Source organism: Klebsiella sp. K5-306 (assembly GCF_051835185.1).
Taxonomy (GTDB): Bacteria; Pseudomonadota; Gammaproteobacteria; order Enterobacterales; family Enterobacteriaceae; genus Klebsiella; species Klebsiella oxytoca.
The window spans coordinates 201,543-224,038 of record NZ_JAIFJY010000008.1 but is presented as its reverse complement, the minus strand read 5'-3'; the positions used below and the strand labels follow the sequence as shown (position 1 = coordinate 224,038).

Below are 22,496 nucleotides of genomic sequence, written 5' to 3'. Positions count from 1 at the left end.
TTCCCTGGTGTTGGGGCAAAAAAAAAGACCAAAACAGAGACGCTCCCCTTGGCGGGAGAGCATTTCTATTTTGGTCTTGCCTGCTTTCGCAGTAGCACGCCATCATAAAAATGGGTTATTTCGGCGGATTATCTAAGCGGCCTTTGATGAATTCAATGATGACCGGACAAAAGTGTGAGCTGGATTAAGTAAATTCTTAAGTAAATATCAGCCGAAGGCCTGCTGACGAAGCCAGCTTTGTAATAGTTTGCCATTGGGGGTCATCTCGCTATCCTGGCGCACGCAGAGATAATAATCCCGGCCATCATCTATTGCCGCATCGAAGATTTTCACCAGCTCGCCGCTCTTCAGATAGGGAGCGATCAGCGGCTCGCGCATTAGCGCACAGCCCAACCCGGCCTGTACGCCCGCCAGGGTTAGCAGACCATCCTCAAACATCGGCCCGGTCGATCGCGGCGGGCGCTTCACTCCCTGCTGCACAAACCACTGGTTCCACGTGGTGCGCTCCTCATCATGCAGCAGCGGCATTTGTAACAGCTGTTCCGGGGTATCAATATGCCCATGGAGGCGGAGAAAAGCCTGACTGCATACCGGAACCATTCTGCCGGAGATCAGCTTTTCGCTTTGATAGCCAACCCAGTGACCGTTGCCAAAGCGGATCGACATATCGGAAGCGTCGCTAAGATAGTTGCGGTGGTTGGCGTAAACCACGTTGATTTCGGTATGCGGATTCGCGTGCACGAATGACGGCAGCCGGGGAATAAACCAGCCCATGCCAAACAGCGGGATCAGGCTGATCGTCACCTGCTGGGTTTGCACCTGATCGACCAGGTGCTCAGTGGCCTGACGCAGCACGTTAAACGCCGCGCGGATCGAGCGGTAATACTCCCGCCCCTGCTGGCTGAGGGTCAGCCGTCGCCCCTGACGTGCGGTGAGCGGGATCTGCAAATAGCCTTCCAGCACTTTGAGCTGATGGCTGACCGCCGAGGGCGATATCGCCAGCTCCTGCGCCGCCAGGGTTACGCTGCCGAGGCGTGCGATCGCCTCGAAGGCGCGCACCGCCCGCAGCGGGGGATCGTTGGCCAACGTACTCTCCGACCAGCTAACCGGCCCCTCTGATTGTTCTGTTTTTTTCATATGTTGATTTTCTTAGCGCATTTCGCTATCCGATGCATTATTGAATTATATTTAAAATCATAAAGATAGTTAACCACACATTTATAATAAGAAAGAATATATGCGTATTTTACAATTTAATTCATTTGTTGGATGGTAGCTATTATTTGAGCATCTTGTCGGAACAATCAGTTGGACACACTCATACAACAAATCATCAACGGGGTCATGCTCGGCAGCATCTACGCCCTGATCGCGCTCGGCTACACCATGGTGTACGGCATCCTGCGCATTATTAACTTTGCCCACGGCGATATTCTGATGGTCGGCGCGTTGACCACGCTTTCCGGGATGCACGCGCTGAACGCCCATTTCCCCACTTTGCCGCCGCTGGCGCAGCTGGGGCTGGCGCTGGTGCTGGCCATGGCGGTCTGCGCCCTGCTGGCGATGGCGGTCGAACGCTTTGCCTACCGCCGCCTGCGCAACGCCCCGCGCCTGGCGCCGCTGATCTCCGGGATCGGTGTCTCGGTACTGCTGCAAACCGTGGCAATGATCGTCTGGTCGCGTAATCCGCTGATGTTCCCGCAGATCCTGTCAATGGATGCCATCGCCGTGACCCACGGCAGCGCAGCGCATCCGCCGGCTCTCGTTACCGTCACCGGTATCGTCACCGTCGCGCTGGCCTTCGCGGTGATGCTTGGCCTGTGGCTGTTGGTGGAGTACACCCGTTTAGGTCGCGGTATGCGCGCGGTAGCGGAAAATCCGCGCATCGCCACGCTAATGGGCGTTAACCCTAACGCAATTATCGCCCTCACTTTCGCCATCGGCGGCATATTCGCCGCGCTCGCTGGCGTCATGATGGCCAGCAACTACGGCAATGCCAGCTTCTCCATGGGCTTTCTGCCCGGCATTAAAGCCTTTACCGCCGCGGTGCTCGGCGGCATCGGTAATATTCGCGGCGCGATGATCGGCGGCCTGCTGCTGGGCCTTATCGAATCCCTTGGCGCAGGCTATCTCGGGGACCTGACCCACGGCGTCTTCGGCAGCAACTACCAGGATATCTTCGCCTTTATGGTGCTGATCCTGGTGCTGGTCTTCCGCCCGGCCGGTTTGCTCGGCGAACGCGTCGCGCACCGGGCTTAGGAGAAAAATCATGACAACGGCACAACTCGATACGCCTGTCGTCTCCCGCCGCTTCTGGTCCGGGATGACCCTGTTGGTCTGCGCGCTGCTGGTGGCGCCGATGGTCGCCAGCCAGCTCGGCGGCAACTACTGGGTGCGAGTCATCGACTTCGCCCTGCTCTACGTTATGCTGGCGCTGGGGCTGAATATTGTGGTCGGCTACACCGGCCTGCTGGATATGGGCTTTATCGCCTTTTACGCCGTCGGCGCGTATCTGGCGGCGCTGCTGGCCTCGCCGCATCTGCTGGACGTCTTCCCGATTTTAAATAGCTGGTTTCCGGACGGCCTGCACACCTCCTGGCTGGTGATTATTCCGCTCGCCGCGCTGGTGGCGGCAGGCTGCGGTATCGTGCTGGGCGCGCCGACGCTCAAGCTGCGCGGCGACTATCTGGCCATCGTCACCCTCGGGTTCGGTGAAATTATTCGCATCCTGATGCGCAACCTCGACCGTCCGGTCAACATCACCAACGGCGCAAAAGGCATTTCCGGGGTCGATTCGCTGAATCTGTTCGGCCTCAAGTTTAGCGGCGTCTATCACTGGTTTGGTTTTAAAGTCCCAGCGCTGTGGCTGTGGTACTACCTGCTGATGCTGGCGATCGTGGCGATTATTTTCGTCTGCCTGCGGCTACAGCATTCACGCATTGGTCGGGCCTGGCACGCGATCCGCGAGGACGAAGACGTCGCCCGCGCGATGGGCATCAACCTGCGTAATTACAAACTGCTGGCTTTCGCTATCGGCGCCTCATTCGGCGGCGTGGCGGGCGCGCTGTTCGGCGCATTTCAGGGCTTTGTTTCGCCGGAATCCTTTACCCTGCAGGAGTCGATTGCGGTCCTGGCGATGGTGGTGCTGGGCGGGATGGGGCACATCCCCGGCGTGATCCTCGGCGCGGTGCTGCTGACCGCGCTGCCGGAACTGCTGCGCAGCCAGGCGGCGCCGGTACAGCAGGCGCTGTTTGGCGAAGTGCTGATTGACCCGGAAGTATTGCGCCAGCTGTTCTACGGTCTGGCGCTGGTGCTGGTCATGCTGCTGCGCCCGCAGGGCATCTGGCCCGCGCGACATCAAGGAGCAAAAGCATGAGCCTGTTAAGCGTACGCCATATGACCAAGCGTTTCGGCGGTCTGACGGCGGTCGACAACGTATCGCTGAGCATCAACGAGGGCGAAATCTACGGCCTGATTGGCCCCAACGGCGCGGGAAAAACCACCTGTTTTAATCTGATTACCGGGCTTTACCCGGCGGACAGCGGCGAGTTCGCTATCGGCGGCGAAGCCTATTTTCCGAAGAATATTGAGAAAGTGACCGCCGCAGGGATCGCCCGCACTTTTCAGAACGTGCGGCTGTTTAACGACATGTCGGTGCTGGAGAACGTAATGGTGGGCCGCCACGTGCGCACCCGTAATGGTCTGTGGGCCGCGCTCTCCCGCCATAAACGCGCCCGCGCCGAGGAAGCGCAAACCCGCGAGCTGGCCTGGCACCTGCTGGATTATACCGGTATCGCGCAGTTCGCCCACTACCGCGCCTGCGACCTCGCCTACGGCCACCAGCGGCGGCTGGAGATCGCCCGCGCGCTGGCGACCGATCCGCGCCTGTTAGCGCTGGATGAACCAGCGGCCGGGATGAACGCCGCCGAGAAGATGGCCCTTGGCGAACTGCTGCTGCGTATTCGCGACGACGGCAAAACGCTGCTGATGATTGAGCATGACGTCAAGCTGGTGATGGGGATCTGCGATCGCCTGATGGTGCTGGATTACGGCAAAACGTTAACCAGCGGCACGCCGGATAGCGTACGCCGCGATCCGGCGGTGATCGCCGCCTGGCTGGGAGGCAGCGCCCATGTCTGATTTATTAACCGTTAACCAGCTTTGCGTCCACTACGGCGGCATCCAGGCGGTGCGCGACGTCTCATTCAGCGTGAAAGCGGGCGAGCAGACCACGCTTATCGGCGCCAACGGCGCGGGCAAAAGCTCCACCGTCCGCGCCATTACCGGGCTGGAACCCTTTAGCGGCGAAATTCTGTTTAACGGCAAACCGATACGCAAACGTCGGGCCGAATCCCTGCTGCGCGAAGGACTCGTGATGGTGCCGGAAGGACGCGGCATCTTTGCGCGCATGACGGTGCTGGAAAACCTGCAAATGGGCGCCTGGCTACGACGCGACGCGACGGCGGTCAAACAGGAGATGCGCGCCATCTTCGCTAATTTCCCGCGCCTCGCCGAACGCCAGCATCAGCTGGCGGGGCTGCTCTCCGGCGGTGAACAGCAGCTGCTGGCGCTCAACCGCGCCCTGCTCAGCCAGCCGCGCCTGCTGATCCTCGACGAGCCGTCAATGGGCCTGGCGCCGCTGATGGTCGAGAACATTTTTCGCGTTATCGCCACCCTGCGCCAGCGCGGCGTCGCGCTGCTGCTGATCGAGCAGAACGCACGCCTGGCGCTGGAGGCGACCGACAGCGCCTGGGTAATGGATAGCGGCAGCATCGTCGAGCGCGGTCCGTCGCAGACGCTGCTGGCCGACGATCGTATAGCACAGATTTATTTGGGCGAAATGTCCGTTTAACACACCAACCAGCATCAGGGAAAAACAATGAAAACCGTAAAAATCAGCGCGCTCAGCGCCGCTATTCTGCTCAGTGGTTTTGCCTCATCCGCCGCGTGGTCCGCGGCCAGCGAAACCGTCATTATCGGCCTGGCAGGCCCGCTCACCGGCCCTTCCGCGCGTATCGGCAAGGATCTGGAAAACGGCGCGCAGCTGGCGATTGACGATATCAACAAGCAGCACCCGACCATCGGCGGCAAGGCGGTGACCTTCAAGCTGCAATCGGAAGACGATCAGTCCGACCCACGCACCGCCGTCGCCGTCGCCCAGCGTCTGGTGGATAGCGGCGTCGCGGGCGTCGTCGGCCACTGGAACACCGGCACCAGCATTCCCGCTGCGCGGGTTTACCACGATGCGGGCATCGCCCAGGTCGCGCCGGTTGCAACCGGGCACGCCTACACCAAACAGGGTTTCGACACCAGCTTCCGCGTGATGGGCCACGACGATGACGGCGGACAGTTTGCCGGACAGTACGCGGTACAAACCCTGAAGGCCAAACGCATCGCGGTCATCGATGACCGTACCGCCTTCGGCCAGGGGCTGGCGGATGAGTTTATTAAGTCGCTGGCAGCACAGGGAATCAACATCGTCGACCGCCAGTACGTCGATGACAAAACCGTCGACTTCAGCGCCGTGCTGACCGCTATCCGCAGCAAAAACGCCGATCTGATTTTCTTTGGCGGCGTCGATAGTCAGGCCGCCCCGCTGGCGCGCCGCATCAAACAGCTGGGCATGAATGCCACCCTGATGGGCGCAGGCGGCTTCGTTAGCCAGACCTTCCTCCAGTTGGCGCAAAAAGAGGGCGACGGCGTGGTGGCGCTGGAGCCGGGACTGCCGGTTGAGCAGATGCCGGGCGGTAAAGCCTTCGAGCAGGCCTACCAGTCACGCTATCACACCCATATCGAACTGCACGCGCCGTTCGCCTATGACGCTACCCGCGTGCTGGTCGCGGCGATGGAAAAAGCCGACTCCGTCGATCCCGCCGACTATCTGCCCGCCCTGCGCGCCATTAACTACGCCGGCGTGACCGGACAAATCGCCTTTGATAAAGAGGGCAACCTGAAATCGCCAACCTTTACCGTTTATAAAGTCGTCGACGGCAAATGGCAGCCGCAAACCGTACTCGGCGGCGCAACAACGAAGTAACGCAGTGAGGCAATGTGATGAGTGATAATAACGAGCTGGGCATTCTCGCCCGCCGCAAAATTGAAGCAGAAATAATCAAGCCGATTTACGACATCCTGGTGCGGGAGATAGGTAAGGCTCGCGCCCAGGCGGTCATCGGCGAAGCGATTGAAAACGCTGCGATTGAGGCGGGGAAAGCCTTTGCCCGCCAGGAGCCGAACGGCGCGGATATTCGCAGCTTTGTCGCGCTGCAGTACCTGTGGGAAAAAGATAACGCCCTGGAGGTCAAGGTACTGGACGCCGACGACCAGCAGTATAACTACAACGTCAACCGCTGCCGCTACGCCGAGATGTACCACGAAATGGGCCTCGGCGAAATTGGCCATCTGCTCTCCTGCGCCCGCGACGATAAGTTTATCGTCGGCTATGCCCCGGATGTGGAGCTGACCCGTACCACCACCATTATGCAGGGCGGAAAGTGCTGCGACTTCCGCTATCGCGTGAAAAAGGATAAGCCATGATAACCGTCAACGGCGCACGTCTGTGGTCGACGCTCAACGAGATGGCGCAGCTCGGCGCCACGCCGGCGGGCGGCGTGACCCGACTGGCGCTTAGCGAAGAGGACCGCCAGGCGCGCAATCTGCTGCGCCAGTGGGCGCGTGAAGCTGGCTTCCCCTGCGAAGTCGACAGTATGGGGAATATGTTTATTCGCCGCTGCGGTAAACATTCGCATCTGCCCCCGGTGTTGACCGGTTCGCACGTCGATTCCCAACCGCTCGGCGGCCGCTATGACGGCATTTACGGCGTCCTCGCCGGGCTGGAGGCGCTGCGCACGCTGAACGACCGCGGCATTGCGACCGAACGCGATATCGTGCTGGTGAACTGGACCAACGAAGAAGGGGCGCGCTTTGCCCCGGCGATGCTGGCGTCCGGCGTCTGGGCCGGGCAGTTTAGCGAGTCCTTCGCGCTCGCCCGCGAAGATCGCGACGGCATCAGCGTCGGCGAGGCGCTGGAGGCTATCGGCTATCGTGGGGAGCGTCCTGCCGCCGCCTGCCCGCTCCACGCCTGCTACGAAGTGCATATCGAACAGGGGCCGATTCTGGAAGAAGAAGGCGTTGATATCGGCCTCGTTCACGCGGCAATGGGCCAGCGCTGGTTCAACGTCACCCTGGAGGGCTTTTCCGCCCACGCCGGAACCACGCCGATGGGCAGCCGCCGCGACGCGCTGACCGCCTTCGCCGAGCTGGCGCTGGCGGTGGAGCAAATCGGCATCGCCCATAATCCAGACGGGCGCGCGACTATCGGGATGGCGCAGGTCATTCCGGGATCGCGCAACGTAGTACCGGGAGGCGTGGCGTGCAGCGTCGAATTTCGTCATCCGCAATCCCCGGCGCTGGAAGCCATGGAACGGGCGCTGCATCGTGCCGCTGAAGCGCTGGCGGCGCGCGGCGTGGCGGCAAACGTCGAGCGCATTTTTGATTATGCGCCCATTGCTTTTGATCGCGAGTGTCTGGCGCGCAGCCAGCGAGCGGCGGACGAACTGGGCTATAGCGCGCGAACCATGGTCTCCGGCGCCGGTCACGATACCTGCTATATCAGCAAGGTCGCGCCCGCCAGCATGATTTTCATTCCCTGCGAGAAGGGAATTAGCCATAACGAGGCGGAAAATATTCTGCCCGCGTGGGCCGAGAAAGGGGCTAACGTGCTGCTCAACAGTTTACGCCTTGCCGCCGATGAGCTGCCCGCTCGCAGCGCGACGTAAAACGCGATACAGCCCACGCCAGCCAGGGCCGTGGGCTATTGCCGATCAATGCTTTTTGCGGTTGCGGCGCATATCGATAGTCACCGCCGCGACGATAATGATGCCTTTGATAATATCCTGCACGTAGGCGTCAACGCCGACAAAGGTAAACCCGCTCTTAATCAGGCCGAGGATCATGGCGCCGATTAAAGTGCCGGTGATGCGCCCTACCCCGCCCATCAGGCTGCTGCCGCCGATAACCGCCGCGGCGATCGCATCCAGCTCGTAGGACATTCCCATGCTCGACTGGCCGCTGCTGACGCGCGCCGCCAGCACTACGCCTGCAAGGCCGGAGAGCGCCCCGGCGATGGTATAGACGATCACCAGGTATTTATTCACGTTGATACCGGAGACCTTCGCCGAGGTCATATTGCCGCCGATAGCATAAACGTATTTACCGTAGCGGGTATGCTTCAGGGCGATGTGGAAGACCGCGGCAACGACGAAGAAAATAATCACCGGCATCGCGCCCTGACCGATGGCGGTGAAGCTGTCGGATAAGAAGCTAATCGGGTTGCCCTGAGTGTAATACTGCGCCAGACCGCGCGCCGACACCATCATCCCCAGGGTGGCAATAAACGGCGGGATGCCGGTGCGGGTCACCAGAAAACCGTTGGTTAAGCCGCACAGAAGACCGACGCCGATGCCGGCGCCAATCGGGATTATCGCCGGCATATTGACCAGCGACGGGAACATCGGCGACAGGCTGTCGGAGGTTTGCGCGAGGCTCGCCGCCACCACGGCGGCGAGCGCGATCACCGAACCGGAGGAGAGGTCAATCCCGGTGGTAATAATGACCTGAGTAACCCCGACTGCGATAATACCGATAATCGCTACCTGTAAAACAATTAATATCAGGCGATTGGTGTTTAATAAAAAGGACTGGTCGCGGACGTACCAGCCAGCAATTTCAAAAGTCAGGGCAATCACCAGCATGACGATAAATATGCCGGTATCTTTCGGCAGCCGGTGGCGTAATTGCCCAAAGAAAGAGGGTTTCTCATCGATCGGGGTCGCCGTTATTTTCATATTGCTCATTCTCTGTGCCTCAATGGGATGCCAACGACAAAATGGTTTCCTGATCGGCGTCCTCTTTATCGAGGATGCCGGTAATCCGACCTTCATGCATCACCATCACCCGGTCGCTCATCCCGAGAATTTCAGGTAATTCAGAAGAAACCATAATGACCGCCACGCCGCGGTTGGCCAGTTCGCTAATCAGATGATATATTTCCGCTTTCGCCCCGACGTCAATTCCGCGGGTCGGCTCATCGAGAATGAGTATTTTCGGCTGAGCCAGCAGCCAGCGGGCAATAAGCACCTTCTGCTGATTGCCGCCGCTAAGGTTATTAATAATCTGATCCATGGTGGGAGTTTTAATATTCAGGCGGCGGATCTGCTCCATACAGTCCTCGGCCATTTTGAGGTGCTGAACAAAACCGGTTTTACCGATATATTCCGGCATTTTGACGATACTCATATTCTCCAGCACCGACAGTACGAGGAACAGGCCGGACTTTTTGCGGTCTTCTGTCAGCAGCGCCATCCCTTTTTCAATTGCCGTCGAAGGCGAATCAATAGTGACCGGCACACTGTCAATCAGCACTTCGCCGCTATCGGCTTTCTCCATGCCGAACAGGCTTTCCATCACTTCGCTGCGCCCGGCCCCCACCAGCCCCGCCACGCCGAGGATCTCCCCGCGGCGCACGCTAAAGTTGATATCGTGAAAGACCCCCTTGCGCGACAGGTTGCGCACGGTCAGCACCTCTTCGCCAATGGTATTATTGAATTTGGGAAAGAGCTGGGTAAGCTCCCGCCCGACCATCCGGGTAATCAGCGACTGGCGGGTAAACTCGGTGGTAGGTTGACTTCCTACCCAGGAGCCGTCGCGAAATACGCTGATCTCATTGGTAATGGTGAAAATTTCATCCATCTTATGGCTAATATAAATAATGGCTTTTCCCTGCTGGCGTAAATCGCGAATAATGGTAAACAGATGCGCCACTTCGCTCTCGGTTAATGCCGAGGTCGGTTCGTCCATAATCACAATATCCGCATTCCACGAAACCGCTTTGGCAATCTCCACCATCTGCTGGGCGGCGATGCTTAATTCCCCTACCAGGCGATCGGCGGATAAACGAATATTCAGTTTATTCAGTAGTTCCTGAGTCTGCCGGGCAAGCTGGCGATGATCGACGAAACCGTATTTCATCGGCTCGCGACCGAGCCAGATATTTTCCGCCACCGTCATATGCGGTACCAGATTAAGCTCCTGATGGATCATCGAAATCCCGGAGCGCAGCGCGTCCATCGTATCCTGAAACTGGACCGGCTCCCCTTTGACGCGGATCGCGCCCTTATCGGGACGGTAGATCCCGATCAGGCATTTCATCAGCGTGGATTTCCCGGCGCCGTTTTCGCCCATCAGCGCGTGCACCGTCCCCGGGCGCACGCGTAATGAGACGTTGTCGAGCGCCTTCACGCCGGGGAAGAATTTGCTGATCCCTTCGGCTTCAAGTGCAAAAGCGTTCATACTTCACCTCCGTACCCTGAATGACTATTTCTGGTTGCGATTGATGAATTCAGCCATGTTGTCTTTGGTGATCAGCTGGTAAGGGACGTCGATGACCTTTTCCACTTTTTCGCCATTGGCCAGCTTAATAGCGGCATCTACCGCGCCTTCGCCCTGCCCTTTGGCATCCTGGAAAATCGTGGCGATCATCTTGCCGTTTTTAAGCATTTGCAGGGCATCTGGCGTCCCGTCCACCCCGGCAATCAGGATATGGTTGGGGTTTTTCCCCAGCGCCTGCAGCGCGCCGATGGCCATTTCATCGTTATTGGAGGCGATCGCCTGAATGTCTTCGCCGCTGGTCATCCAGTTGCTGACTACGTCAACGGCGTCGTTACGCATAAATTTGGCGGTCTGCTTCTGCACGATTTTGATATCGGGGTATTTCGCCACCACCTCTTCGACCCCTTTGGTCCGGTCGCGGGTCGATTCATTCGCCAGGTCGCCGAGCAGAATGGCGACGTTGCCCTTGCCGTTCATCGCTTTGGCTAGCGCTTCCATCTGTAAGCGCCCCGCCAGCACGGAGTCGGAGCCGACGTAGGCCATTTTATCGGTCAGCTGCGCCTGCGGACGACGGTTAACGAAGATCAGCGGAATGCCCGCTTTGGTCGCCTGGTCCATAATCGGTTTGACCGCGTTGGTATCGACCGGGTTAACGATAATGGCGTCGACGCCCTGGCCAATAAAATTCTGCACCTGCTGTAGCTGCTGCGAGACGTCGCCCTTCGCATCTTCCATCTGTGACTTCACGCCCTCTTTTTGCATCTCTTTTTGCATGGCGGTGCGCAGAATGGTCAGGAAGTTGTCATCAAAAAGCGCCATAGAAACACCGACCGAAATATCTTTCGCCATCACGACCGCTGGCAGCATGCAGGCTATCAAAGAGGCAACAACCGTTTTCTTGATATTCATAGTTGATCCTTTATTCACAGGTACATCGGTTAGGTAAGGTAAAATGAAAAATTAGTTTCATTAATTGTGCATTAAGCGCCTGCTTTTTCAGCGTTTCGGAAAAACAGGCTTCGCGCTACGTCATTTTTTAATGCCGACCGCCATCGCAAAATTCAGTTGTTTTAAAATGATTTTCTGAAACATCAGTCCATTTATCACGAGGTGAAAATTACAGACCGTTTATTTCATTAACAACACATATGAAACGTTTATAAGTAAATAACCGAAATGAAAATTTTAAAACTGCGTGTTAACAGAACTTTGACACACATCTAACATTGACGCATAAATGCGCAAAAAATGAGAGGCAGGCGACGGTTTGCCGCCCGGCGCGGCGATAGCGGCAGCGGTTTAAAACGGGACAGGAGATACGGTGTAAAAAGGGATGTCGCCCGGCAGGCCGCGGGCGCTCAGTCGACGTTTTCAGCGCTATAGAGGATAAACTCGACCTTGCCGTCACGAAAGAGATGGGGCTGATAGCCGGTTTCCAGGTGGCGCAGGGCCAGCTCCACCGCCAGCCTGGCATGCTGATGAGGATTTTGATCGACCGTCAACGCCATCCCACCCTGCGCCAGCTGTTCGCGGGTGGTGCTATAGCGTTCATGAGTAATCCAACAGCACTTACCATAACGGCGATGGCGGGCCAGCGCCTGCGCCACCAGACTATTGCCCAGACCGGTATTGTAGATGCCCACCGCGTCGCGGTTACGGTTCAGGGCTTCTTCCAGCAAACGGTCGATCCGCTGCCGGTTATCCTCACCCGCCAGCACCTCACCAAGCTGCAGATGCGGAAAGCGCTGGCTTATCACCTCGCGAAATCCCTGAATCCGCGAGCGGTGGGCGCTGAAATCCTGACGACCGCAGAGCATCAACACTTCCCCGGGCTGATGGGCCATCAGCCCCATCATCATGCCCGCGGTACGTCCCGCCTGCTGCTGATCGATTCCCACATGGCAAAGCCTCTGCGCGCCGGGCAGGTCGGTGACCAGCGTAATTACCGGTACGTTTGCTTCGCGACACTGGCGCAGGGCTTCATAGACCAGCGGATGTTCGTTGCCGAAGACAATTATCGCATGGCGCTTTTTACTGCTGCGAAGAAGGCTTTTCGCCAGTTTTTCCGGGGAGGATTCCGCCACCAGCGTGCGGTGCAGCGTCAGTCGGCGATAGCCAAGGCTATCCGCCACGTCGGCGAAATCCTGCGTCAGGCGAGAGAAAAAGCGCGAGTCGTTAGCGCTCAGGAACACTTCGATTTGCCAGGGCAGACGACGTTCTTCCGGCAAAATACGCTTTAAACCGGCTTCACGCGCCGCCTGCAGCACCCGGCGCGTGGTTTCCGGCGACACGCCGCCGCGTTCGTTAAGCACCCGGTCAACCGTCGCCACGCCCACGCCGATCCGTTTAGCCAGCGCCGCCAGTGAAATGCTTTTCATCGTTCCCCTCACCCATGATGGAAATCCATCAAAACGCCCGTGTTGGTCAGTGTAGCAAACAGATTAATTTGGCAACGCTAAATCCCTCTTTCTGGAGAATAAAATGACCTGCATTCGTTTTGCGTTATTAGGCAGCGGTTTTATAGGCCAGGTTCACGCCGCCAACCTCGCTCGACATGAGCGAACCGTTCTGGCCATGGTGGCGGACGCCGAGCCCGAGCGGGCGAAAACGCTGGCCTCCCGCTACGGCGCGCGGGCAACAACCGTCGCCGAGGCCATCAGTAGCGATGCCATTGATGCGGTGCTCATCGCCAGCTCGACCCCTTCACATGCGGAACTGCTGGAGGCCGCCGCGCGCGCCGGGAAGGCCGTTTACTGCGAAAAACCGATCGACCTTTCGCTGACCCGCGCGCGCCAGGTTGTCGACAGGGTTTTGCCGCTAGGCGTGCCGGTGACCGTGGGCTTTAACCGCCGCTTTGACGCCAGCCACCAGCAGCTGCGTCGCCAGGTCGAGGCTGGCGTTATCGGTAAAATTGAACTGGTGCAGATGGTGTGCCGGGCATCGGTTATGCCGCCGCTGGCGTATCTGCGCAGCTCCGGCGGACAGATGCGCGACCAGGCGATCCACTTTTTCGATCTGCTGCGTTTTCTTACCGGCGATGAAGTGACAACGGTTGCCGCCATGGGAGAGGCGCTGGCGCTGCCAGAGCTCGCCGGGTTCGGCGATGTCGATACCTCCATTCTCATGCTGCGGATGCGCGGCGGCGCGCTGGCGCAGCTGGACAACACCCGGCGCACCGGCCACGGCTACGATGAACGCATCAGCCTGCTCGGCCCGGAGGGCGTGCTGGAGTCCGGCAGTCAGGCCTCGCGCGGCGTGACGCTGTGGCAGGGAGCGCGCTGCATTCAGCCCGGCCTCTATCCGGACTGGTTCAGCCGCGTCGAGGAGTCGTACTACGCGCATCTGGATGCTTTTGTCCGCTCGTCAGGCGGAGAAGAGGAGCCGGACCTGCCGGGGCTGCTGGACGGGCTGCGGGCGCAGGCTATCGCCGAAGCCGCCGTGCTTTCCCTGCAGCAAGGGCAATTTGTCAGCGTCGAACCGCTGGCGTAAAAAAGCCCCGTATGCGGTCGGCATACGGGGCAACGGCGCGCCGTTAACGCTCCTCGTTAAATATTACGCCAATCTGCCGCCGCACTTCATCCATGACGCTCAGGTTTTCCAGAACTCTGGTCAGCGGGCGAATCGGCGAATCCGTGAGCCCTTGCCCCACGCACCAGGCAAAATGTTCGGCCTGATAAAACAGCTGGTCGTAGCGGTTGCGCGGCTCTTCCCAGCGCAGTACCTGTCCCCCCTGGCTGGCGGCGAGGGTAAAATTCCCCGGCGCATAGAATTGCCCGTCAAGGACCAGGGTCGCGTCGCGCCCGGCCACCACCGCGCCGCCCGGCGTATTGCTGAATAGCGTGGTGTTGAGCAATCCCTGTAAGCCGTTTTCCCAGTTAAACAGCATCGAAATTTGCCCATTGATGCCCCTTTGGGCGGGGCGCCCGCGGGCGACAATGTCCTGCGGCACGCCGCCGACCATCACGCTGAATGAGGTCAGATAGCTGCCGAGATCCATCATCGGTCCACCGGCAAGATCGGCATTAAAAATGCGATGATCCGGAGTAAAATATTCACCGTGATCGGCGAGCAGCGTATGCAGATCGCCCAGCGCGCCGTCATCCAGCAGCTGGCGAATCACGTCATATTTCGGCGCGTAATCGCACCACATCGCCTCCATCGCCAGCTTCCCCTGTTTCAGGGCTTCTGCTTTTAGCGCCGCGCCTTCCCGCCGGTTCAGCGCAAACGGCTTTTCAATCAGTACATGTTTGCCCGCCTGCAGAACCCGCAGCCCGTCCGGGAAGTGGTGGTTATGCGGGGTGGCAACGTAAACCGCATCAATATCCGGTCGCGCCAGCATCTCGTCCACCTGAGCGTAAGCCTGCGGAATCCCCCAGCGGGCGGCAAAGCTATCGGCCTTTTGTTGCGTCCGCGAGGAGACGGCAACCACCCGCTGGCGGCTGAGCTCTTTTAACGATTTCACAAAGCGCTCGGCAATCCAGCCGGGGCCAATAATGGCCCAGCGCAGCGAGGGGATCGCCGCAGCGGCAGGATGGCGCGGTTTCGGTAACTGTGACGGGAACATAGCGGCTCCTTATTTTTATGGGTCTGGCGAGACACTATAAGCAGGCGCTGGAAGGACAAATATCGAATTGATGATGGAATTCCATCATCAATAAATTGCTTGTCAAAATAGCGGGAGTCGCAGATAATCCGCTGCGACTTATCACTCTCAAGGAATCAGAAATGATAAAAAGTTCGTGGCGTAAAATTGCAATGCTAGCCGCCGCCGTTCCGCTGCTGCTGGCGAGCAGCGCACTGTGGGCCAGTACCGATGCTATCCATCAGAAGCTGACAGATCTCGAGAAGCGTTCAGGCGGCAGGTTGGGCGTGGCGCTAATCAACACGGCAGATAATTCTCAAATCTTATATCGCGGCGACGAGCGTTTTGCCATGTGCAGCACCAGTAAAGTGATGGCCGCCGCCGCGGTATTAAAACAGAGCGAAAGCAATAAAGAGGTGGTAAATAAAAGGCTGGAGATTAACGCAGCCGATTTGGTGGTCTGGAGTCCGATTACCGAAAAACATCTCCAGAGCGGAATGACGCTGGCTGAGCTAAGCGCGGCGACGCTGCAATATAGCGACAATACGGCGATGAATCTGATCATCGGCTACCTTGGCGGGCCGGAAAAAGTCACCGCCTTCGCCCGCAGTATCGGCGATGCCACCTTTCGTCTCGATCGTACGGAGCCCACGCTGAATACCGCCATCCCGGGCGATGAGCGTGATACCAGCACGCCGCTGGCGATGGCTGAAAGCCTGCGCAAGCTGACGCTTGGCAATGCGCTGGGCGAACAGCAACGCGCCCAGTTAGTCACCTGGCTGAAAGGCAATACCACCGGCGGGCAAAGCATTCGCGCGGGCCTGCCTGAAAGCTGGGTGGTCGGCGATAAAACCGGCGCCGGAGATTACGGCACCACCAATGATATTGCGGTTATCTGGCCGGAAAATCACGCTCCGCTGGTATTAGTCACCTACTTTACCCAGCCGCAGCAGGATGCGAAAAACCGCAAGGAGGTGTTAGCCGCAGCGGCAAAAATCGTGACCGAAGGGCTTTAAGCCGGGAACAGGCCCGTTCTGCAACACTCTGCACTCTGCTCCCGGGGGCGGTGCTCAACGCGCCTTGCCCGGGCTACGGGTTCTACGGGTTCACCACCGTCTGCGGACCGGGAGCCCGGACAGGCGCAGCGCGCCGCCTCCGGGACAGACTGAACAGACAGCCGCCAAATATTAGTCGGTGATTTTAAACGTCAGCGCATAACCGCTGGTTTTACCTTCATCACGCGCGCCGCCCATCTGATAGACCCGCACCGTATATTGACCGCTGACGGCCAGACGCTGCTCAAAGGTATCTCCGCTCATTGAACCGTTATAAATGGCATTATTATCAGGCGCGATAACATTAAAATAAGGATGCGGCCACTGGCTCGTCATGCTGATATGCATCATCTGGCCCGCTTTCGCCACCAGCGTAAAATCATTGACATCGTTCCCGGTCACAGTACTTTTTATTATCGTACCGCTGCTGCCTTTATCAAAATGGACAGCATTACTGTTTATTTTATCACTTGCCATTGATAACACTGACGCTAATAAATAACTTGCACAGATCACGCTGCCAACAATTAGCTTTATTTTTTTCATTTAATTAACACCTTATGTTTTTTATGCGCGCTGTTATAGCATATAAGATGCATGGAGTAAGCTACTTCTAAATAGAGTCACGTATTTAAGGTTTAAAATCCGGAGCGGTATTTTAAAAAATCGCTATGCCTGTTCATCAGAAAAGGGGGAAATTTCGTACGTAATACAGCCTCGGAGATCGCTGCGATAGTTTTCCTAATCGGAGTCCTGCTCCCTTATAACCTGCTGTAAGGCAGCGGGTTAACTCTTGATGAAATGCAAGTGCAGGATGAAAGTCGCTTTGCAAGTGCTAAAAAACCCCGGCAGGCCGGGGTTTTGCTTTCACGCCACGCAATCACTTCTGCGGGCGCATTGCCGGGAACAGGATCACGTCGCGGATGGTATGGCTGTTGGTAAACAGCATCACCATGCGGTCGATACCAATGCCCAGGCCAGCGGTCGGCGGCAGGCCATATTCCAGCGCGGTGACGTAGTCTTCGTCATAGAACATCGCTTCGTCATCCCCCGCCGCTTTGGCGTTGACCTGGTCCTGGAAACGCTGCGCCTGATCTTCCGCATCGTTAAGCTCGCTAAAGCCGTTGCCGATTTCACGCCCGCCGATAAAGAACTCGAAGCGGTCGGTGATTTCCGGGTTCACGTCGTTACGGCGCGCCAGCGGCGAAACCTCCGCCGGATACTCGGTGATAAAGGTCGGCTGGATCAGATGCGCTTCCGCGACTTCATCGAAAATTTCGGTGACGATACGCCCCAGTCCCCAGCTCTTCTCAACGTGAATACCGATGGATTCCGCCAGCGCTTTTGCCGCATCGAAGTTATCCAGATCCGCCATCTCGGTTTCCGGACGGTATTTCTTGATCGCTTCGCGCATGGTCAGTTTTTCAAACGGTTTGCCGAAGTCGAACACCTGGTCGCCGTACGGCACTTCGGTTTTACCCAGCACGGTCTGCGCCAGCGTGCGGAACAGAGACTCGGTCAGTTCGATCAGATCTTTATAATCCGCATACGCCATATAGAGTTCCATCATGGTGAACTCTGGGTTATGACGTACGGAAATACCTTCGTTACGGAAGTTACGGTTGATCTCGAATACCCGTTCAAAGCCGCCGACCACCAGCCGTTTCAAATACAGCTCCGGCGCGATGCGCAGATACATATCCAGATCGAGCGCATTATGATGGGTGATAAACGGACGCGCGGAAGCGCCGCCGGGGATCACCTGCATCATCGGGGTTTCCACTTCCATAAAGCCGCGCGCGACCATGAACTGACGCATGGTGGCGAGGATCTGCGAACGCACTTTGAAGGTGTGGCGCGACTCTTCATTGGAAATCAGATCCAGATAGCGCTGACGATAGCGCGCTTCCTGATCCTGCAGGCCGTGAAACTTGTCCGGCAGCGGGCGCAATGCCTTGGTCAGCAGGCGCAGCTCGGTACAGTGAATGGAGAGTTCGCCGGTCTGGGTTTTAAACAGCTTACCGCGGGCGGCGATGATGTCGCCGAGATCCCATTTCTTAAACTGTTCGTTGTAGACGCCTTCCGCCAGATCGTCGCGCGCGACGTACAGCTGAATGCGGCCGCCGACGTCCTGTAAAGTAACGAAAGAGGCTTTACCCATTATACGGCGAGTCATCATGCGGCCAGCCACGGAGACCTCGACGTTCAGAGAGGTGAGCTCGTCGTTTTCCTTACCATCGAACTCCGCATGAAGCTGGTCAGAAGTGTGGTCACGGCGAAAATCGTTCGGGAACGCCACGCCCTGCTCGCGCAGCGCGGCCAGTTTTTCACGACGGGTTTTCAGTTCATTATTAAGGTCAATTGCCTCATCGGCACCTTGTGCTTGTTGTTCAGACATGTTGGTTCCTCATAACCCTGCTTGCAAACTTGCTTCGATAATTGAACCAGGTGCTATCCAGCGCGGCCTGTCCCGGTGACGACACCAAAGAACAATCTTCAGGAGCCTGGCTTCAATTCCGGCTGATTTCACTCAGCCATCGCTTCAGTAACACTTTTTTATCTTCGGCTTCCGCGCTCGCCAGAATATCCTCCTCCTGTTCAGTAAAGGGTGCAAGGAGCGGCTTGTCGCTCCGCTGTTGAGATTGCCGATCCCCGGCTCGCGGCGTAAACGCCTTAGCCGGGCTACCAGGCAGCACAATTTTGTCGCCCCGGTAAGCGCAGCGCGACCGGGGGGAGATTTCCCGCAAAGCCGCATCTGTCGCCAGCCGAAGGCTAGGCGCCGCCTCCGGGAAGCTCACCGGCGGCCGCGCGGCGTTTGCCAACGCTGAACGCGGCGGCGAAGGCGACGACGACAATGATCGCCACGCAGCCCAGCGTCCATTCGCCCATCTGCGCAAAGAAGTGCTGATACGCGGCAATTGCCGTATCGCTGATTTGCGACTCGGTGGTCTGCTGGGCGACGACGCCCGCCAGCCAGTTAGCGACCGCGCCGGTCGCCAGCATATAAATGCCGGTCAGCATGCCGGTAACGCCGGGCATATTGAGGCGGGTGATCTGCGCCATCGCCACCGGGTCAATAAACAGTTCGGCAAAGCCCATCAGCGCCAGTCCGGCCACCATCATGCCCATCGATGCCTGCCCTTGCGCCGCGCCGTGGCGTGCGTTAAGCGCCAGCAGCATAAAGCCGCAGCCCATCAGCACCAGGCCAAAGGCGAACTTCAGCCATACGCGCAGCGCCGAGCGCACGGAACCTTCCGGACGCATCAACCACGCCAGTACGACGCCCGCCGCCATCACCGCCACGGCGTTAACCGACTGGAAGAGCGCGGTCGGCACTTCAATATTCAGCAAGCGGCGGTTCACAAAGTGGTCGATGAACAGGCTAATCGAGCTCCCGCCCTGCTGCGCCAGAACCCAGAACAGGGTACCGGCCAGCATCAGCAGAACGATCTGCCACAGCGCGCGGCGATGTTCCGGGGATTTGACCATAATGCGGGCTACCATCTGGGCGGCGAACACGCAAACTATCGCCAGCAGGTAGCCGGACCAGTTATTTTCCAGCAACAGCGTAAAGAACACCGGCGCAACGCAGAGCATCACCACCAGCCAGCCCCAGGTCGGCAGCACAAACTTCACCGTCCGCAGCGCCTGTTTATCGACGCCGCGGGTATCACGGAAGTAGCGGCTACCGCTGAGGAAGATCATCAGGCCGACAAACATGCCGATCCCCGCCAGCGCAAAGCCGATATGCCAACCGTACCACTGCGCCGCCAGCCCGCAGGCGATGGGCGCGGCGATGGAGCCGACGTTACCGGCGGCGTACAGCAGCGAGAAACCGCCATCGCGGCGCCGATCGTCAACGGCATAGAGTTCGCCCAGCAGGCAGCTGATGTTGGATTTGAACAAGCCGTAGCCGCAGATAATGATCGCCAGCGCGAGATACAGGCTCCAGGTGGAAGTGGATTCGACGCCCAGCACCACGTGGCCAAGCGTCATTAACAGCGCGCCGGCAATCACCGCCGTGCGGTTGCCGAGCAGGCGGTCGGCAAGCCAGCCGCCGAGAATAGGAGTGACGTACACCAGAGAGGCGTAAGCGCTGAACAGGCTGATGGCATGGCTGTCATCAAAGCCGAGCTGATGGGTGAGATAGAGGATAAGCAAGGCACGCATGCCGTAAAAGCTGAAATATTCCCAGATTTGGATCGCAACGATGTAATAAATCGCGCGCGGCTGTGAGGGTGTTTTCATATGTTCTCCTTGCAGCGTGAAAAAAGGGAAGTGGCAAGCCACTTCCCTGTTGTGCATCGATTATTTGTTGTTTTCTTCTTTCAGCACTTTAACGGTGTAACGACCATCCGCCTGACGATAGGCGCCGTGGATATCGGTTTCGAAGCCCGGGTAGTGGGCGCCGATTTCGCACAGCATCTGCAGGAACTCCAGCACCGGACGGCTCTCTTCGGTGATCATTTCACCCGGCATGACCAGCGGCACTCCCGGAGGATACGGCAGGATCATGTTGGCGTTAACGCGACCCACCATCTCTTCGAGATACACCTCTTCGGTCTGACCGTGCAGCTCTTTCTGGAACGCGGCGTACGGCGTGATCACCATGGTCGGCAGCACTTCGAACGCGCGGAACATCAGGTCCGGCAGGTTGTGATGCTCAATCAATTTGTGAATGTTCTGCGCCAGTTCCTGAACGCGCATGTTTTCGTAGAATTCAGGATCTTCACGATACAGCGACGGCAGCATGTTTTTCACCCGCAGGTTCAGGTCGAACGCGCGTTTGAAATCGGTCAGCGCGCGCAGCAGGCTCAGCGCTTTGGTTTTATCGATACCGATACTGAACAGGAACAACAGGTTGTACGGGCCGGTTTTTTCGACCACGATACCGTGCTCGTCGAGATACTTCGCCACGATGCTGGCCGGAATACCGAACTCATCCATGGTGCCGTCTTTCTTCATCCCCGGGGTCAGCAAGGTGACTTTAATCGGGTCGAGATACATGTGCTCGTTGTCGATGTTTTTGAAACCGTGCCATGCGCTGTCGGAACGCAGCGGCCAGCATTCAGGACCATCGATATGTTCCGGCTGCCAGACGTCGAAGAACCAGCCGTCGGACTCGCCTTTCAGACGTTTGATCTCTTTACGGAACTTGATAGAACGTTCGATAGAGCCGTCGATCAGGCGCTTACCGGCGTTGCCTTTCATCATCGCCGCCGCGGTTTCCGTAGAAGCCACCACGCCGTAGTGCGGAGACGTTGTGGTGTGCATCATGTAGGCTTCGTTAAAGGTTTCTTCGTTAACGTCGCCTTTGACGTGGATCATCGAAGCCTGAGAGAACGCCGCTAGCAATTTGTGCGTGGACTGGGTTTCATAAATCACTTTGCCTTCAACGCGGCCGCCGCTCATCCCGCATTTGCCTTCATAAATCGGCGAGAAGTTGGTGTAAGGCACCCACGCGGAGTCAAAGTGGATGGATTTCACATCCAGGGTTTTCTTGATGTAGTCCGTGTTGTACAGCAGACCATCATAGGTGGAGTTGGTGATCACCGCGTGCACCGGCCAGGTCGCGTTCGGGGTTTCTTTTACGCGCTTCGCGATGGTCGCATGCTGGAATTCGCTCTGCGGAATACCGCCGAGGATACCGTAGGCGTTACGCGTCGGGCGGAAGTAGATTGGCGTAATGTCGCTCATCATCATCAGATGGGTCAGCGATTTATGGCAGTTACGGTCAATCAGTACGGTGCTACCTGCTGGCGCAGAGTACATCCCGACGATTTTGTTAGCGGTAGAGGTCCCGTTCGTCACCATGTAGCTGCGTTCCGCGTTGAAGACGCGAGCGATGTACTCTTCCGCTTCTTTGTGCGGGCCGCTGTGGTCCAACAGAGAACCAAGTTCAGATACCGAAATGGAGATATCGGATTTCATGGTATTGGAACCAAAGAAATCGTAGAAGATGCTGCCGACCGGGCTTTTCTGGAACGCGGTACCGCCCATATGGCCTGGCGTACAGAAGGTATATTTGCCTTCACGTACGTATTTAAACAGCGCTTTGGTCAGCGGCGGCAGAATGGTGTCGATATACTCGTCAGTATTCTGTTTGATTTTGTTCGCAATATCTTCCGCGGCGCCCAGCGCATATTCGAAGAAGCGAACCTGCATCCGCAGATCGTTGAGACTGACGTCCAGCGTTGAGTAAGTATTTGCAAAGGCATACAGCGGCATATATTCGTTCATTTTGCTGATGTCTTCGCACAGTTCGAGATTGTATTTATCCCAGTCGAAGATAACGCCGCACAGACGCGCATTGTTTTCGATAAGTTTTAATAAGTCTTCACGGTCGTTCGGGTAGACAATACGGAAGTCCAGGCGTTCGAGGGCGCGATGCAGTTCACGGATGGGTTCTTCTTTGAAGTAGACACCCATGTGATTCATGATTGCGATAACGTTCATAGTCAAATCTCCAG

The 22,496-nt window shown here is 57.7% G+C and carries 19 protein-coding genes; 9 read left to right on the top strand and 10 right to left on the bottom strand.

Annotated features, from left to right (window positions below):
- Positions 1-207: 207 nt before the first annotated feature.
- Complete coding sequence (locus K2184_RS14740; protein ID WP_004111106.1) at positions 208-1,137, bottom strand: LysR substrate-binding domain-containing protein; 930 nt, start codon at positions 1,135-1,137, stop codon at positions 208-210.
- Between the two features lie 171 nt (positions 1,138-1,308).
- Here K2184_RS14740 and K2184_RS14735 point away from each other — a divergent pair, with 171 nt between their 5' ends.
- Genes K2184_RS14735 through K2184_RS14705 form a run of 7 tightly spaced genes read left to right on the top strand, consistent with a single transcriptional unit; the run spans position 1,309 to position 7,778 of the window.
- Positions 1,309-2,259, top strand: a complete 951-nt coding sequence (locus K2184_RS14735) for a branched-chain amino acid ABC transporter permease (RefSeq protein WP_016809096.1) — start codon at positions 1,309-1,311, stop codon at positions 2,257-2,259.
- 10 nt (positions 2,260-2,269) lie between these two features.
- The gene (locus K2184_RS14730) at positions 2,270-3,376 is read left to right on the top strand and encodes a branched-chain amino acid ABC transporter permease (RefSeq protein ID WP_004111103.1); all 1,107 of its coding nucleotides are present in this window, start codon (positions 2,270-2,272) and stop codon (positions 3,374-3,376) included.
- Positions 3,373-4,140 (top strand): ABC transporter ATP-binding protein, encoded by a 768-nt coding sequence (locus K2184_RS14725; protein WP_016809094.1) that lies wholly within the window; start codon positions 3,373-3,375, stop codon positions 4,138-4,140. The genes K2184_RS14730 and K2184_RS14725 overlap by 4 nt, the downstream gene beginning before the upstream one ends.
- Complete coding sequence (locus K2184_RS14720) at positions 4,133-4,852, top strand: ABC transporter ATP-binding protein (protein ID WP_163524655.1); 720 nt, start codon at positions 4,133-4,135, stop codon at positions 4,850-4,852. The genes K2184_RS14725 and K2184_RS14720 overlap by 8 nt, the downstream gene beginning before the upstream one ends.
- Positions 4,853-4,879: 27 nt before the next feature.
- On the top strand, positions 4,880-6,037 hold the full coding sequence (locus K2184_RS14715; RefSeq protein WP_032727907.1) for a branched-chain amino acid ABC transporter substrate-binding protein: 1,158 nt from the start codon (positions 4,880-4,882) through the stop codon (positions 6,035-6,037).
- Positions 6,038-6,054: 17 nt separating this feature from the next.
- On the top strand, positions 6,055-6,537 hold the full coding sequence (locus tag K2184_RS14710) for an L-2-amino-thiazoline-4-carboxylic acid hydrolase (protein ID WP_004099867.1): 483 nt from the start codon (positions 6,055-6,057) through the stop codon (positions 6,535-6,537).
- Positions 6,534-7,778, top strand: a complete 1,245-nt coding sequence (locus K2184_RS14705; RefSeq protein WP_004111098.1) for a Zn-dependent hydrolase — start codon at positions 6,534-6,536, stop codon at positions 7,776-7,778. The genes K2184_RS14710 and K2184_RS14705 overlap by 4 nt, the downstream gene beginning before the upstream one ends.
- Positions 7,779-7,823: 45 nt before the next feature.
- Here the strand turns inward: K2184_RS14705 and K2184_RS14700 are convergent, their stop codons facing one another.
- The 4 genes from K2184_RS14700 to K2184_RS14685 form a co-directional block, all read right to left on the bottom strand.
- Positions 7,824-8,846 (bottom strand): ABC transporter permease, encoded by a 1,023-nt coding sequence (locus tag K2184_RS14700; RefSeq protein ID WP_024273870.1) that lies wholly within the window; start codon positions 8,844-8,846, stop codon positions 7,824-7,826.
- A gap of 19 nt (positions 8,847-8,865) precedes the next feature.
- Complete coding sequence (locus tag K2184_RS14695; protein ID WP_163524653.1) at positions 8,866-10,350, bottom strand: sugar ABC transporter ATP-binding protein; 1,485 nt, start codon at positions 10,348-10,350, stop codon at positions 8,866-8,868.
- Between the two features lie 24 nt (positions 10,351-10,374).
- On the bottom strand, positions 10,375-11,298 hold the full coding sequence (locus tag K2184_RS14690; RefSeq protein ID WP_004099858.1) for a sugar ABC transporter substrate-binding protein: 924 nt from the start codon (positions 11,296-11,298) through the stop codon (positions 10,375-10,377).
- 449 nt (positions 11,299-11,747) lie between these two features.
- Complete coding sequence (locus K2184_RS14685; protein WP_004099857.1) at positions 11,748-12,767, bottom strand: LacI family DNA-binding transcriptional regulator; 1,020 nt, start codon at positions 12,765-12,767, stop codon at positions 11,748-11,750.
- Between the two features lie 103 nt (positions 12,768-12,870).
- Between K2184_RS14685 and K2184_RS14680 the strand changes: the two genes are divergently transcribed.
- Entirely contained in the window at positions 12,871-13,878 is a 1,008-nt protein-coding gene (locus K2184_RS14680; protein ID WP_163524651.1) for a Gfo/Idh/MocA family oxidoreductase, read from the top strand.
- A 43-nt stretch (positions 13,879-13,921) separates the two neighbouring features.
- Here the strand turns inward: K2184_RS14680 and K2184_RS14675 are convergent, their stop codons facing one another.
- Complete coding sequence (locus K2184_RS14675) at positions 13,922-14,953, bottom strand: Gfo/Idh/MocA family protein (RefSeq protein ID WP_004111092.1); 1,032 nt, start codon at positions 14,951-14,953, stop codon at positions 13,922-13,924.
- Between the two features lie 161 nt (positions 14,954-15,114).
- Between K2184_RS14675 and K2184_RS14670 the strand changes: the two genes are divergently transcribed.
- Positions 15,115-15,987 (top strand): extended-spectrum class A beta-lactamase OXY-2-8, encoded by an 873-nt coding sequence (locus K2184_RS14670; RefSeq protein WP_053064676.1) that lies wholly within the window; start codon positions 15,115-15,117, stop codon positions 15,985-15,987.
- A gap of 171 nt (positions 15,988-16,158) precedes the next feature.
- Here K2184_RS14670 and K2184_RS14665 read toward each other — a convergent pair whose 3' ends face one another.
- The 4 genes from K2184_RS14665 to cadA form a co-directional block, all read right to left on the bottom strand.
- Complete coding sequence (locus K2184_RS14665) at positions 16,159-16,572, bottom strand: hypothetical protein (protein ID WP_004099850.1); 414 nt, start codon at positions 16,570-16,572, stop codon at positions 16,159-16,161.
- A 334-nt stretch (positions 16,573-16,906) separates the two neighbouring features.
- A complete protein-coding gene (lysS, locus tag K2184_RS14660; RefSeq protein WP_004099849.1) occupies positions 16,907-18,424 on the bottom strand; it encodes a lysine--tRNA ligase in 1,518 nt (505 codons plus the stop codon).
- Positions 18,425-18,798: 374 nt separating this feature from the next.
- Entirely contained in the window at positions 18,799-20,274 is a 1,476-nt protein-coding gene (gene dtpD, locus K2184_RS14655; RefSeq protein WP_004099848.1) for a dipeptide permease DtpD, read from the bottom strand.
- Between the two features lie 60 nt (positions 20,275-20,334).
- Complete coding sequence (gene cadA, locus K2184_RS14650; RefSeq protein ID WP_004099846.1) at positions 20,335-22,482, bottom strand: lysine decarboxylase CadA; 2,148 nt, start codon at positions 22,480-22,482, stop codon at positions 20,335-20,337.
- Between the last annotated feature and the right edge of the window lie 14 nt (positions 22,483-22,496).